At 66.2% G+C, this 12,952-nt stretch carries 12 protein-coding genes, 2 tRNA genes and 1 rRNA gene; 7 read left to right on the top strand and 8 right to left on the bottom strand.

The window, feature by feature from the left end; all coding sequences use genetic code 11:
- Positions 1 to 112 precede the first annotated feature (112 nt).
- Positions 113 to 898: an SDR family NAD(P)-dependent oxidoreductase gene (locus HEQ16_02130; GenBank protein MCO4052854.1), complete on the top strand. Its 786-nt coding sequence runs from the start codon at positions 113 to 115 to the stop codon at positions 896 to 898.
- Here the strand turns inward: HEQ16_02130 and purQ are convergent, their stop codons facing one another.
- From purQ to HEQ16_02105, 5 genes are all read right to left on the bottom strand, one after another.
- Entirely contained in the window at positions 899 to 1,591 is a 693-nt protein-coding gene (gene purQ / locus HEQ16_02125; protein ID MCO4052853.1) for a phosphoribosylformylglycinamidine synthase subunit PurQ, read from the bottom strand.
- A 12-nt stretch (positions 1,592 to 1,603) separates the two neighbouring features.
- On the bottom strand, positions 1,604 to 1,846 hold the full coding sequence (gene purS / locus HEQ16_02120) for a phosphoribosylformylglycinamidine synthase subunit PurS (protein MCO4052852.1): 243 nt from the start codon (positions 1,844 to 1,846) through the stop codon (positions 1,604 to 1,606).
- A 138-nt stretch (positions 1,847 to 1,984) separates the two neighbouring features.
- On the bottom strand, positions 1,985 to 2,470 hold the full coding sequence (locus HEQ16_02115; protein MCO4052851.1) for a hypothetical protein: 486 nt from the start codon (positions 2,468 to 2,470) through the stop codon (positions 1,985 to 1,987).
- 226 nt (positions 2,471 to 2,696) lie between these two features.
- A complete protein-coding gene (locus HEQ16_02110; GenBank protein MCO4052850.1) occupies positions 2,697 to 3,275 on the bottom strand; it encodes a hypothetical protein in 579 nt (192 codons plus the stop codon).
- Between the two features lie 37 nt (positions 3,276 to 3,312).
- Complete coding sequence (locus HEQ16_02105) at positions 3,313 to 4,107, bottom strand: phosphoribosylaminoimidazolesuccinocarboxamide synthase (GenBank protein ID MCO4052849.1); 795 nt, start codon at positions 4,105 to 4,107, stop codon at positions 3,313 to 3,315.
- A 216-nt stretch (positions 4,108 to 4,323) separates the two neighbouring features.
- Here HEQ16_02105 and HEQ16_02100 point away from each other — a divergent pair, with 216 nt between their 5' ends.
- Together HEQ16_02100 and HEQ16_02095 are read left to right on the top strand one after the other, a co-directional pair.
- The gene (locus tag HEQ16_02100; GenBank protein ID MCO4052848.1) at positions 4,324 to 4,647 is read left to right on the top strand and encodes a DUF1476 domain-containing protein; all 324 of its coding nucleotides are present in this window, start codon (positions 4,324 to 4,326) and stop codon (positions 4,645 to 4,647) included.
- Positions 4,648 to 4,783: 136 nt separating this feature from the next.
- The gene (locus tag HEQ16_02095; protein ID MCO4052847.1) at positions 4,784 to 5,590 is read left to right on the top strand and encodes a hydroxyacid aldolase; all 807 of its coding nucleotides are present in this window, start codon (positions 4,784 to 4,786) and stop codon (positions 5,588 to 5,590) included.
- Between the two features lie 22 nt (positions 5,591 to 5,612).
- Here HEQ16_02095 and HEQ16_02090 read toward each other — a convergent pair whose 3' ends face one another.
- On the bottom strand, positions 5,613 to 6,269 hold the full coding sequence (locus HEQ16_02090) for a DNA-3-methyladenine glycosylase 2 family protein (GenBank protein MCO4052846.1): 657 nt from the start codon (positions 6,267 to 6,269) through the stop codon (positions 5,613 to 5,615).
- 51 nt (positions 6,270 to 6,320) lie between these two features.
- Between HEQ16_02090 and HEQ16_02085 the strand changes: the two genes are divergently transcribed.
- Positions 6,321 to 7,184: a tRNA glutamyl-Q(34) synthetase GluQRS gene (locus HEQ16_02085; protein MCO4052845.1), complete on the top strand. Its 864-nt coding sequence runs from the start codon at positions 6,321 to 6,323 to the stop codon at positions 7,182 to 7,184.
- Positions 7,185 to 7,202: 18 nt separating this feature from the next.
- Here the strand turns inward: HEQ16_02085 and HEQ16_02080 are convergent, their stop codons facing one another.
- Both HEQ16_02080 and HEQ16_02075 read right to left on the bottom strand, forming a co-directional pair.
- Complete coding sequence (locus tag HEQ16_02080; GenBank protein MCO4052844.1) at positions 7,203 to 8,123, bottom strand: AEC family transporter; 921 nt, start codon at positions 8,121 to 8,123, stop codon at positions 7,203 to 7,205.
- Positions 8,124 to 8,157: 34 nt separating this feature from the next.
- On the bottom strand, positions 8,158 to 10,140 hold the full coding sequence (locus HEQ16_02075; GenBank protein MCO4052843.1) for a M23 family metallopeptidase: 1,983 nt from the start codon (positions 10,138 to 10,140) through the stop codon (positions 8,158 to 8,160).
- Between the two features lie 757 nt (positions 10,141 to 10,897).
- On the opposite strand from HEQ16_02075, the gene HEQ16_02070 reads away from it, so the two are divergent.
- From HEQ16_02070 to HEQ16_02060, 3 genes are all read left to right on the top strand, one after another.
- A 16S ribosomal RNA gene (locus HEQ16_02070) occupies positions 10,898 to 12,395 on the top strand.
- 158 nt (positions 12,396 to 12,553) lie between these two features.
- A tRNA-Ile gene (locus tag HEQ16_02065) sits at positions 12,554 to 12,630 on the top strand.
- A gap of 22 nt (positions 12,631 to 12,652) precedes the next feature.
- Positions 12,653 to 12,728, top strand: a tRNA-Ala gene (locus HEQ16_02060).
- The last annotated feature ends 224 nt before the right edge of the window (positions 12,729 to 12,952 follow it).

Here is a 12,952-nt window from a genome sequence, read left to right as displayed (position 1 = left end):
CGCCGACCCTGCGCAAGAGCCGGTGCGCCGGATGAGCATCTGCGCACGCAGGCCGCAGCTCCCGCGCCCCCGCTTTTGTGGTAGCGCTGCCAATGCATGATGGGAGGACTTCATGAAGCTTGTCGAAGGCATGGCCGCCGTGGTGACTGGCGCGGCCTCGGGGCTGGGCGAGGCGACCGCCCGGATGCTGGCGGGGCAAGGCGTCAAGGTCGCGGCGCTCGACCTCAATGCGGAACGGGGAGCGGCGATCGCGGCCGAGATCGGCGGCGTGTTCTGCGCCTGCGACGTGACCTCCGACGCTTCGGTCGATGCGGCGCTCCTCGCTGCCCGGGCGGCGCATGGACCCGAGCGCATCCTTGTCAATTGCGCGGGCGTGGCGCCGGGCAAGCGCGTCGTCTCGCGCAAGCGCGACACGGGCGAACTCATGGCCCATGACATGGCCAGTTTCGAGAAGACCGTGGCGATCAACCTCGTCGGCACCTTCCGCATGATCGCGCGCTGCGCGGTTTCGATGGCGGCGCTCGCGCCGGTCACCGAGGATGGCTCGCGTGGCGTCATCATCAACACGGCCTCGGTGGCGGCCGAGGACGGCCAGATCGGGCAGGCGGCCTATGCGGCGTCCAAGGGGGGCGTCGCGTCGTTGACGCTGCCGGTGGCGCGCGACCTCGCCTCTTCGGGGATCAGGGTCGTCACCATCCTGCCAGGCCTGTTCGAGACGCCCATGTTCGCGTCCATTGCCGATGATTACCGCAAGGCGCTCGAGCAATCCGTGCCGCACCCATCGCGGCTGGGCAAGCCGGCTGAATACGCAGCTCTCGCGCGCTCGATCATCGAGAACGACATGCTCAACGGCGCGACGATCCGGCTCGACGGCGCCATCCGGCTGGCGCCGAAGTGATCAGGCGGCCCGACGGCCCATGAGGCTGTCGAACAGGCCGCGGCCATCGGTGCCGCCCACAAGCGTCTCGATCAGGTTCTCGGGGTGGGGCATCATTCCCAGCACGTTGAGCTTGTCGGAATAGATGCCGGCGATGCCGTTGAGCGAGCCGTTTGGGTTGGCCGCCGCCGTGACCTCGGCCTCGGCGTTGCAATAGCGGAAGGCCACCAGACCGTCGCCCTCGATCCTCGCCAGCGTGTCCGCATCGCAGATGTAGTTGCCTTCGCCATGGGCGATGCAGACATCGATGGCCTGACCGGCGCTGTAGGCGCGGGTGAAGGCGGTGTCGGCGCGCTCGACGCGCAGATGCTGGCGCCTGCACACGAAACGGAGGTTGGCGTTGCGCACCAGAACGCCCGGCAGCAGGCCTGACTCGCAAGCGATCTGGAAGCCGTTGCAGATCGCCAGAACGTAGCCGCCGCCGGCGGCATGGGCGCGCACCGCATCCATGATCGCCGCGCGGGCGGCGATGGCGCCTGTCCTGAGATAGTCGCCATAGGAAAAGCCGCCCGGCAGCACGACGAGATCGGTGGCGTCGGGCAGGGCGCTGTCGGCGTGCCAGGCATGGCTGACGGTCGCGCCAGCCGAGGCCAGCGCCCGCGCCACGTCGCCCTCGCGATTGGAGCCCGGAAAGGTGATGACCGCCGCACGCATGCCGTTCTCCGATCAGCCCAGGATTTCGATGCGGTAGTTCTCGATGACCGTGTTGGCGAGGAGCCTCTCACAGGCGGCCGACAGCGCCGCCTCGGCTGATTCACGCCCCGATGCGTTCAGCTCGATGTCGAAGACCTTGCCCTGACGCACCGATTCGACCCCGGCGATGCCGAGCGAGCCGAGCGCACCCTCGATGGCCTTGCCTTGCGGGTCGAGCACCCCGGTCTTCAAGGTCACGATGACGCGCGCTTTCATGGCAGGACTCCCTGGGGCGCGGCGTGGGTCAGGACCGGCCGCAGACTCTGGCGCCGTCAAACCTCATCGGGCGGCGCGGTGCAAGGGCGGACCCGTCCCGGGCGCGGATTTTTCGCGCGCGCCGTCATGGCCGCGCCTTCACCACACCGCCTGGCCCGCAAGGCGCCGCGCGGCATCCGCGCTTGGCGCGACCGTGACCATCAGCTCCGCGCCGATGGCGAGGCGACGGCCGAGTATGACGAGATGGGCGGCGCGCGCGCCCGGCGCGGTCGATCCGATCTCGACCGATGCGCCGCGCCAGGCGCCCACGGCTAGGGGAACGATCTGAAGCGCGCGGCGCTGCGGCCTGAGCGGCGGGTGGCTGGGCCTTGCACGCGAGAGCAGATGGGCGGGGTCGGCGGCAAGCTGGTCCACGAACCCGGCCTCGTGCGCCGAAAGCGCGATGCGCGTCACCAGCGCAGGGTCGCCGCACATCTCGGGCCGGCACAGGAAGGTGTCCGTCGGTTCGATGCCGGCTTCCGCGAGCATGCTTGCGGTGGGCAGCTGCGCCCAGCCCTCCGCAGCGGAGAAGGGAAGCGTGCCGGCGCTGTAGTGGTTGCGCGGCGGGAACTGGCAGCCCGTCATCGTCAGCGCAAGCGCGCCAAGGGCGACGAGCGCGATAAATCGGCGGCTCTGCGGCAGCCTTCAAGGTCACGATGACGCGCGCTTTCATGGCAGGACTCCCTGGGGCGCGGCGTGGGTCAGGACCGGCCGCAGACTCTGGCGCCGTCAAACCTCATCGGGCGGCGCGGTGCAAGGGCGGACCCGTCCCGGGCGCGGATTTTTCGCGCGCGCCGTCATGGCCGCGCCTTCACCACACCGCCTGGCCCGCAAGGCGCCGCGCGGCATCCGCGCTTGGCGCGACCGTGACCATCAGCTCCGCGCCGATGGCGAGGCGACGGCCGAGTATGACGAGATGGGCGGCGCGCGCGCCCGGCGCGGTCGATCCGATCTCGACCGATGCGCCGCGCCAGGCGCCCACGGCTAGGGGAACGATCTGAAGCGCGCGGCGCTGCGGCCTGAGCGGCGGGTGGCTGGGCCTTGCACGCGAGAGCAGATGGGCGGGGTCGGCGGCAAGCTGGTCCACGAACCCGGCCTCGTGCGCCGAAAGCGCGATGCGCGTCACCAGCGCAGGGTCGCCGCACATCTCGGGCCGGCACAGGAAGGTGTCCGTCGGTTCGATGCCGGCTTCCGCGAGCATGCTTGCGGTGGGCAGCTGCGCCCAGCCCTCCGCAGCGGGGAAGGGAAGCGTGCCGGCGCTGTAGTGGTTGCGCGGCGGGAACTGGCAGCCCGTCATCGTCAGCGCAAGCGCGCCAAGGGCGACGAGCGCGATAAATCGGCGGCTCTGCGGCAGCCCATGGCGCGTCGCGGCCCCCTGCGTCAGGCGCATCGGGCAGGCCATGGCGCCACCGCCAGGGGCCGGGGGCTCACTGCACCAGACGCGGGCCGTTGCTGACCGGGCGCTCGCCCTCGACGATGATTCCGAGCCGGCGCGCAACTTCCGTGTAGGCCTCGATCAAACCGCCCAGATCCTTCCGGAAGCGGTCCTTGTCCATCTTGTCCTTGGTCTTGATGTCCCAAAGGCGGCATGAATCGGGGCTGATCTCGTCGGCGATGACAATGCGCATCAATTCGCCCTCCCAGAGGCGGCCGCACTCGATCTTGAAGTCGACGAGACGGATGCCGGCGCCCAGGAACAGGCCCGAGAGGAAATCATTGACGCGGATTGCCAGCGCCATGATGTCGTCGATCTCCTGCGGGGTCGCCCAGCCGAAGGCGGTGATGTGCTCTTCGGAGACCATCGGATCGCCGAGCGCGTCATTCTTGTAGTAGAATTCGATGATCGAGCGGGGCAGCTGCGTGCCTTCCTCGATGCCGAGCTTCTTGGCGAGCGAGCCGGCGGCGATGTTGCGCACCACAACCTCAAGCGGGATGATCTCGACCTCGCGGATCAGCTGCTCGCGCATGTTGAGCCGGCGGATGAAATGGGTCGGAACGCCCATGTCATTGAGGTTCTGAAACAGAAACTCGCTGATGCGGTTGTTGAGCACGCCCTTGCCGTCGATGACCTCGTGCTTCTGGGCATTGAAGGCGGTGGCGTCGTCCTTGAAGTGCTGGATCAGCGTGCCGGGCTCCGGACCTTCATAAAGGACCTTGGCCTTGCCCTCGTAGATGCGACGGCGACGGGTCATAGGAAACATCCGCAGTTTGAGGAAATCCATGGAAGGCGCGACCTTTGGTTTGGGGGTCTGCCTGTCATGCGTGAGAGTTGTCCAGAGCGCCATATGGCGGTTTCGCCGCCCAAGCGCAAGTTTTCGCGGCGCACGCCACGTCCGGGCCGAATGGCCGCTGGCGAAATGGCCGGCCTGCCATTATATCGCCGAAGATGTCCGGAGCGCTTGTCTCCGCACGCGATTTGACCCCCGAGGAGTTTTGCCATGGCCGGCATGGATGACCGCAAGGACGCATTTGAGAAGAAGTTCGCCCATGACGAGGAACTCCTGTTCAAGGCAACGGCCCGGCGCAACAAGATGCTCGGCCTGTGGGTCGCAGAAAAGCTCGGCAAGACCGATGCCGAGGCCGAGGCCTATGCACGAAGCGTGGTGGCCGCCGACTTCGAGGAAGCAGGCGATGACGACGTGATGCGCAAGGTCAAGGCCGACCTCGCCGCCGGCGGCGTCGAGCAGAGCGACCATCAGATCCGCCGCACCATGGACGAGATGATGGCGCAGGCGATCGAATCGATTCGCGCCAGGGGCTGAGCGAGCGCGCAACGCGCTGGCCCCTTTCGCCGCGCCCTGCCAAAGCTGCATGACGCCCGGCCCCTGGCCGGGCGTTTCCTTTTGCGCGCGCGGCTGCTTTGATGGCGCGACAAGCACCGCTTTTGGGGAAACCGCCATGTCCAACGTCTTTACCAGCTTCGCCGCCTCGCTGCGTGGCGGCACACCGGCTTTCGCGGCCTTCATCGGGCTCGCCGAGCCGCTGGTGACGGAAAGCATGATGCGCGACGGCTTCGACACGGCGATCATCGACATGCAGCACGGGCTGCACACGACGCAGTCGGCGATCCTGGCCATCGGGGCAGCCGCCGTGGCCGGAAAGGCCGTGTTCGTGCGCCCGCCTGTGGGGGATTTCCCGGCCGCATCGCGCATGCTGGATGCCGGCGCGGTCGGCATCGTCGCCCCGATGATCAACACCATCGAGGACGCCCGCAAGCTGGCGGCCTACACCAAGTATCCGCCCCTCGGCGAGCGCAGCTGGGGACCCTACCGGGCGACGGGCCTGACGGGGCTCGATGGCGTGGCCTACCTCAAGGCGGCGAACGACATCACGCTCACCATCGCGATGATCGAGACGCGCGAGGCGCTCGGCATCCTCGACGACATCCTCGCCGTGCCGGGCATCGATGGCGTGTTCGTCGGACCGTCCGATCTCTCGATCGCGCTGACGCGCGGTGAGACGGTGGACCAGTTCCATCCGGAGGTGGACGCCGCGCTCACCCATGTCGCGGCCCGGGCCCGGGCCCATGGCAAGATTGCAAGCTGCTTTGCCATGACGGGCGCCAGGGCTGCGGAAATGATCGCGCGCGGCTTCCACATGAGCTCGATCGCGACCGATCAGGTGATGCTCAAGACCATCGTCAAGGCCGAGCTTGCCGTCGCCAGGGCGGGGGGCGCTGCCTCAGGCGGCGCGAGGACCTACTGACCACCGCGCGCCTGTCTGCGCATCAACGTGCGACGCCCTCGCGCTGCCTGAGCCGCGCGTAGTAGGCCCAGAGCAGGCGTGCGGCCACCGCGCGCCAGGGCGACCAGCGCTCCGCAAGCGCGGCTATGGCCCGGGCATCGGGCCGCGCCGGCAGTGCAAGTCCGATTCGCGCGGCCTCCTGCAAGGCCAGATCGCCGGGCGCGAACACATCAGGGCGGCCGAGATGGATGATGAGGTAGATGTCAGCCGTCCAGGGGCCGATGCCGCTCACCGCCGTAAGCATGGCGCGGACGTCCTGATCGGGCGCGCCGATCGCGGCCTCGAGGTCGAGCCGGCCTGCCAGCGCCGCCAGAGCGGCGGCGCGCAGGGCCCTGATCTTGGGACCGGAGAGCCCGCAGGCGCGCATCTCGACCTCGCTGGCCGAGCAGACCGCCTGCGCGTCAAGCTCGGGGAAGCGCTCTGTCACCCGCCGCCAGATGGCCTGGGCCGAGGCGACCGAGACCTGCTGGCCGATGATGACCTGCGCAAGCCCGGCCCAGCCGCCGGCAGCGCGCCGCAGCGGCACGGGCCCCGCGGCGGCGATGATCGGGCCAAGGGCCGGGTCGAGCCGGGCGAGGGCGGCAAGTCCCTCGCCAATGTCGGCTTCATTCATGATGATCCGGACAGGATCGGCTCGCATCGGTGACCCCGGGGCTTTACAGGCGGCCAAACCCCAACCACAGCTTTGTCCATGACGCCACCCGTTCTGCGCTTCGCGCCCAGCCCCAATGGCGCGCTCCACCTTGGTCATGCCCTGTCCGCGCTCCAGAACGAAGCGGAGGCGAGACGGCTGGGAGGGCGGCTTTTGCTGCGGCTGGAGGATATCGACCCCGTGCGCTGCACGCCAGCGCTGGCGGAAGCGGTCATGCACGATCTGAGGTGGCTGGGCATCGCCTTCGAGCCGGAGGTGAGGCGTCAGTCGGCCCGGATGCCGGCCTATGCGGACGCGCTGGCGCGGCTGCGGGGGGAGGGCCTGATCTATGCCTGCGACTGCTCGCGCAGCCGGATCAGGGTCGATGCCGAGGCGCTTGCGCGGCGACAGGGCACGCCTCCGCTCCGCGATCCTGATGGCGCGCTGGTCTATGCCGGCGCCTGCCGGGGACAGGCCACGGCTTCGGGCCTGCCGGCGCCGCGCGCCCAGCGCCTCGACATGCCCAAGGCCATCGCCGCCGCGCCGCGCGATCTCGGCTTCTGGCATTTCGGCCCCAAGGGCGCGGAAACCTGGGTCCAGGTCAACCCTGCGCGCTGGGGCGATGTCGTGCTGGCGCGCAAGGAGACGCCCACGAGCTATCATCTGGCCGTTGTGATGGATGATGCCGACCAGGGCGTGACGCATGTGGTGCGCGGTCAGGATCTGGAGGCGCAGACGGATATCCATGTGCTGCTGCAGGCCTTGCTGAGCCTTCCCACGCCGCGCTACCAGTTTCATCCGCTGCTGCGCGACGCAGAAGGCCAGAAACTGTCCAAGAGCCGAAGCTCCCCATCGCTGGCGATGTTGCGGGCGGAGGGCATCAGCGCGGGCGATGTGCGCCGCCGGCTCGGGTTCGGCAGTTGAGCTGCCGGGGCTGTCGGCTCAGGGACTGACGCCCAGGATGGCGAGCCAGGCGATCATGGTCACGACCGAGAGCAGCGTCGAGAGAGCGATTGCGGTCGAGGCTTCCGCCATGCCGTCCTTGTAGCGTTCGGCGAACAGATAGGCGTTGATGCCGCAGGGGCAGGCCGCGAACATCACCGCGACGCCAGCCCAGGCGGGAGGCATGCTGAAAACCTGCGTCGCCAGCACGAAGACGATGAGCGGATGCAGGCCCAGCTTCAGCGCGCTCAGGATGAGCGGCAGCTTCAGCCCGCTCTCGAGCCCGTAGCGATACAACGCGATGCCGAGGCAGATCAGCGCGCAGGGCACGGCAGCCCCCGCCAGCATGTCGACCACGGTCCACAACGGCTGGGGCGTGAGCCCGACGAAAGGCCGGACGGCTGAGCCGAGCACGATGCCGATGATGATGGGGTGGGTAGCGAGCTTGAGGCCGATCTGCCGCAAGGAGGCATTGCGGCCTTCCGCCAGCAGCGTCGCCGCCGTCATGGTCACAGGCAGATGCACCGCCAGCAGCAGGGCCAGAGGCACGGCGCCGGCATCGCCGAAGGCCTTGAGGATGATGGGAATGCCGACCAGCACGGTGTTGGATTGCGCTGCTGAAAAGCCGCAGGCCACGGCGGCGGGGCCGGAGCGGCCGAAGAACCGTGTCGCGACCAGCATGGCTATGGTCCAGCACACGAGCACGCCGACGAAATAGGAGATCCAGTAGCCCCAGGGCTGCACTGCCGGAACCTCGGCCGTGGCCAGCGTGCGGAAGAGCAGGCAGGGGACGGCGAGGGTGAAGACGAAATCGGTGAGGCCATCGCCGGTGCGGTCCGAGACGATGGCGTAGCGGCGCGTGACATAGCCGATCGCGATCAGCACGAAGACTGGCAGCACGATGAGCAGCAGAGAAGTCATGACGTGATGGACATGGCGCGAGCCGCCTCGCGCTTCAGTTCTGACGCGCGGATGCAACGATGCGGGCACCGCCGCCGCGCTCGATCAACTCGTCGATCGCCTGGCGCTGGCGCTCGAACTCCGCAAGGATGCGGCCCTCGAGTTCGCGCCCGCGGGGCAGACGGATCTTCATCGGGTTGACGAAGCTGCCGTTGACGATGACCTCGTAATGCAGATGCGGGCCGGTCGACAGCCCGGTGTTGCCGATGGTGCCGATGACCTGGCCCTGACGGACGCGCGCGCCCTCCTCGATGCCGCGGGCGAAGCTCGCCATGTGCGAGTAGGTTGTAACGTAGCCATTGGCATGCTGGATCTCGACACGCCGGCCATAACCGGTGTCCCAGCCGGCCTTGATGACCGTTCCGTGTCCTGCCGAGATGATCGGTGTGCCGACCCGGCCATTGGCCCAGTCCACGCCCGTGTGCATCTTCGAATAGCGCAGGATCGGGTGCGAGCGCATTCCGAAACCCGAACGCATCTCGACATCGCCCGCAACGGGCTTGCGCAGCAGGAACTTCTTGAGCGAGCGGCCCTCTTCGTCGAAGAAGTCGATGATGCCGTCGTCGGGCGCGTGGAAGCGATAGACGCGGCGCGTGTCGCCGCCGACCGACAGGCTGGCGAACAGGAGCTCTGTGCGGCTGCCCTCGCCATCATCCTCATCGGTGAAGATCACCTCGAGGCTGTCGCCGCCGCTGACCCGCCGCTGGAAGTCCATGTCATGGGCGAAGATGCGCACCATCTCGTCGATGAGCGGGCGAGGCATCTCGTAGCGCAGCGCCGTTTCGTAGAGGCTGTCATAGAGCCGTGCGCCCGTGCCTTCGTCCTCGGCGTCATCATCGCTCGCAGCGGCGCGGCCGCGCACCGTGCGCCGGGCGCGCGGCTCTTCCTCCTCGCGCGCCAGCGCCACGGGCACGAAGGCGCCGGCATCGTTCTGCGCCACCATCGAATCGATGCGGCCCTCGCTGACCAGCGCAACCCTGACGATCTGGCGCGGCTCGCCGGGGCGGGCGGGCGCGAGCGTGGTGAGCTGCAGCACCTGGCCCTCGGGCAGGGCCGCGACGCGGACGCGGCCGCCCAGCGCCGTAACCATGGTGCGCGCCTGTTCCGCAGTGGCGCCGGCGCTGCGCATGGCGGCGTCGAAGGTCTCGCCGCGCCGTATCAGAACAAGGCGCTCCTCGACCGGGGCCTCGCGCGTCGCCTCGGGCCGCTGCTTGGCGAGCTCGGTCAGGTTCTCGGGCACGACGCGCACATCGATGTTCGAAAAGCTCGTGTCGGTGGCGGGCGCATAGGCCAGAGGGCCGAGCGCCTCGCCCGGGGTGCGCAGCGTGCGGCTGAGCATGAGCTGCGGCGGAATGGGCAGAACCGCACGACGACCGGCCGCGGCGAGGTTGGCGCGCTCCTCATCCAGCTGCGCGATCACCTCGGCATCGGAGAGGCCCGGGCCCGCCGCGTTGAAGGGAATCGCGCCGAGATCGCGCTTGACCAGCGCGACATCCGCATCGGGCACATCAGCCGGCTGGTCGGCGATGCGCTCGGTTCCCGGCCCGCCTTCCGAGAACAGGCGCAGCGGGTTGAAGGCAGGGATGCCGGCCGACAAGGTCCCGGCCGTGAGGGACAGGCCGGCGGACAGGCGCACGAAGGGGCGGTTCTTGATGACCTCGCGGTCGCCAACGCGCTGGGAGAAGGGCGCGCGGATCACCTGGCGGGCGGTCGGCAGGGCAGCCTGATGCACAAGCTTGTCGCCCTTGCGCGCCGAGGGAAGGCCGGCGGGGATCGTGCCGGCCGCGCTTGGCACGGGCTCCGGGGCCTCGGCGAAGATCGTGTCGCCCTGCACGGCTATGTACACCGCTCCGCCGAGCAGCGCCGACCCGCACAGACCGACCAGCAGGCTCGCCACCAGCCAGCGATAGGAGAAACCATGCCGCTCCGTGGAAGGATGAGCCTCGGCCCCCAGGCTGATCGCGGGTTCGTCGCCCATATAGGGATGACTGCCCTGCCCTGCCGGGGCCGGGCGCCGGGGGGCGACCCCGCCAGCGGCGTCCAAGCCGCCGCCCGACGCGCCCACTAACGCCAGGCCTGCCTTGGGCAGAGCTGTCTGGGTCAGAGCTGCGTGGACCGGGAAGGCGGTGTGGCTGTTCATGCGAGGCCGAAAACTCCATGCCCTGGCGTGGCGCGACACACAGACCGGCGTTCCGGGCTCCGACGCGCAGGCGCGGGAGACGAGCGCGGCGGCCAACGCTGCGAGGCGCAGACCATGCCTGCATGCGCGGACATAATCAATCAGCCAGCGTATGGGGCTTGAAAATGCGAATTCCGGCCAAATCAGGGCCGCACGCAGGATTTGGCGACAGGCCGATGACGGAGAGACAAACAAAAATCCAGAAAATCGAAAAAAGTTCCAGATCGGTGTTGACACCCGGACCCGGCGCCGACTATATCCGCTCCACACCGACGGCAACGCCACACGGCGACGCCGCGACCGCGCTTCTCTTGAGAAACGGTTGCCCAAGGCTCCGAATCACTTTCGGGCCTCAGGCAAAAGTTGTCCCTGAAGCGCCGCTCTTTGACAAGTGCAGACAGAAAGAGAAACGTGGACGGCGATGTTCTTGCGGACTGGCCTTCGGGCCGGTCGTTAGATGAGACATGGCGGTCTTGCGTTTTTCGAGCTCACTATTTGGTTGCGAAAGCAATCAAGTGTGAACTCCGTCAATACGCAGTGACCAGCCACATCAAATCTCTCCAACTTGAGAGTTTGATCCTGGCTCAGAGCGAACGCTGGCGGCAGGCTTAACACATGCAAGTCGAACGGGCATCTTCGGATGTCAGTGGCAGACGGGTGAGGAACACGTGGGAACATGCCCTTCGGTTCGGAATAACTCAGGGAAACTTGAGCTAATACCGGATACGCCCCCAGGGGGAAAGATTTATCGCCGAAGGATTGGCCCGCGTCTGATTAGCTAGTTGGTGAGGTAATGGCTCACCAAGGCGACGATCAGTAGCTGGTCTGAGAGGATGATCAGCCACATTGGGACTGAGACACGGCCCAAACTCCTACGGGAGGCAGCAGTGGGGAATATTGGACAATGGGCGAAAGCCTGATCCAGCCATGCCGCGTGAGTGATGAAGGCCTTAGGGTTGTAAAGCTCTTTTATCCGGGAAGATAATGACTGTACCGGAAGAATAAGCCCCGGCTAACTTCGTGCCAGCAGCCGCGGTAATACGAAGGGGGCTAGCGTTGCTCGGAATCACTGGGCGTAAAGGGCGCGTAGGCGGATGATTAAGTCGGAGGTGAAAGCCCAGGGCTCAACCCTGGAATTGCCTTCGATACTGATCGTCTTGAGAATGGAAGAGGTAAGTGGAATACCGAGTGTAGAGGTGAAATTCGTAGATATTCGGTGGAACACCAGTGGCGAAGGCGACTTACTGGTCCATTTCTGACGCTGAGGCGCGAAAGCGTGGGGATCAAACAGGATTAGATACCCTGGTAGTCCACGCCGTAAACGATGAATGCCAGCCGTTGGGCAGCTTGCTGCTCAGTGGCGCAGCTAACGCTTTAAGCATTCCGCCTGGGGAGTACGGTCGCAAGATTAAAACTCAAAGGAATTGACGGGGGCCCGCACAAGCGGTGGAGCATGTGGTTTAATTCGAAGCAACGCGCAGAACCTTACCAGCTTTTGACATGTCACGTTTGGTCGTCAGAGATGACTTCCTTCAGTTCGGCTGGCGTGAACACAGGTGCTGCATGGCTGTCGTCAGCTCGTGTCGTGAGATGTTGGGTTAAGTCCCGCAACGAGCGCAACCCTCGCCTCTAGTTGCCATCATTCAGTTGGGAACTCTAGAGGGACTGCCGGTGATAAGCCGGAGGAAGGTGGGGATGACGTCAAGTCCTCATGGCCCTTACAGGCTGGGCTACACACGTGCTACAATGGTGGTGACAATGGGCAGCGAAGGGGCGACCCCGAGCTAATCTCCAAAAGCCATCTCAGTTCAGATTGCACTCTGCAACTCGAGTGCATGAAGGTGGAATCGCTAGTAATCGTGGATCAGCATGCCACGGTGAATACGTTCCCGGGCCTTGTACACACCGCCCGTCACACCATGGGAGTTGGGTTTACCCGAAGGCAGTGCGCCAACCGCAAGGAGGCAGCTGACCACGGTAGGCTCAGCGACTGGGGTGAAGTCGTAACAAGGTAGCCGTAGGGGAACCTGCGGCTGGATCACCTCCTTTCTAAGGTAGTTCCCTCAGGGTTTCGGCTCTATCGGAACTCTTCAGAACAAAGAAGCTTCGGCTTCGAATTGCGGAATGTCGCCGTCTTCGTTTCTCTTTCTTTCCGGGTCGTCATCATGGCGCCGGGCGTAAGCCCAGGCCTGCCGCATGACGGCGTGATCTCGGGCTTGTAGCTCAGTTGGTTAGAGCGCGCGCTTGATAAGCGTGAGGTCGGAGGTTCAAGTCCTCCCAGGCCCACCAAAGTTCGCGTGTTGACCTGTTGGGGGCCTTAGCTCAGCTGGGAGAGCGCGTGCTTTGCAAGCATGAGGTCATCGGTTCGATCCCGATAGGCTCCACCAGTCACATTCCGGAAATAAAGTCGCAAGTTTCGATGCATTGCAGCCTCCAGCGAGGTGTGCGGTCATCGTTGAGCTGTTTGTCATCGTGAAGAGAGAATGTAGCCGCAAGACGGTCCCCCAGGGCCGCTGCTTCGGAAAGCCATGCAAATGGTTGTTCGGGTGAGAGGGGTTATATTCGACATGCAAACTGGTCTTTCTAATCATGAAAGCCGTCTTCGGATGGC

This window comes from Bosea sp. (in: a-proteobacteria) (assembly GCA_023910605.1).
Classification (GTDB): Bacteria; Pseudomonadota; Alphaproteobacteria; order Rhizobiales; family Beijerinckiaceae; genus Allobosea.
This window is presented reverse-complemented; position numbering and strand designations above follow the sequence as displayed.

Bases quoted from the DNA above. Each gene is read 5' to 3' on its own strand.
- HEQ16_02130 (MCO4052854.1), top strand. From the start codon at position 113: ATGAAGCTTGTCGAAGGCATGGCCGCCGTGGTGACTGGCGCGGCCTCG.
- purQ (MCO4052853.1), bottom strand. From the start codon at position 1,591: ATGCGTGCGGCGGTCATCACCTTTCCGGGCTCCAATCGCGAGGGCGAC.
- purS (MCO4052852.1), bottom strand. From the start codon at position 1,846: ATGAAAGCGCGCGTCATCGTGACCTTGAAGACCGGGGTGCTCGACCCG.
- HEQ16_02115 (MCO4052851.1), bottom strand. From the start codon at position 2,470: ATGACGGGCTGCCAGTTCCCGCCGCGCAACCACTACAGCGCCGGCACG.
- HEQ16_02110 (MCO4052850.1), bottom strand. From the start codon at position 3,275: ATGCGCCTGACGCAGGGGGCCGCGACGCGCCATGGGCTGCCGCAGAGC.
- HEQ16_02105 (MCO4052849.1), bottom strand. From the start codon at position 4,107: ATGGATTTCCTCAAACTGCGGATGTTTCCTATGACCCGTCGCCGTCGC.
- HEQ16_02100 (MCO4052848.1), top strand. From the start codon at position 4,324: ATGGCCGGCATGGATGACCGCAAGGACGCATTTGAGAAGAAGTTCGCC.
- HEQ16_02095 (MCO4052847.1), top strand. From the start codon at position 4,784: ATGTCCAACGTCTTTACCAGCTTCGCCGCCTCGCTGCGTGGCGGCACA.
- HEQ16_02090 (MCO4052846.1), bottom strand. From the start codon at position 6,269: ATGCGAGCCGATCCTGTCCGGATCATCATGAATGAAGCCGACATTGGC.
- HEQ16_02085 (MCO4052845.1), top strand. From the start codon at position 6,321: ATGACGCCACCCGTTCTGCGCTTCGCGCCCAGCCCCAATGGCGCGCTC.
- HEQ16_02080 (MCO4052844.1), bottom strand. From the start codon at position 8,123: ATGACTTCTCTGCTGCTCATCGTGCTGCCAGTCTTCGTGCTGATCGCG.
- HEQ16_02075 (MCO4052843.1), bottom strand. From the start codon at position 10,140: ATGGGCGACGAACCCGCGATCAGCCTGGGGGCCGAGGCTCATCCTTCC.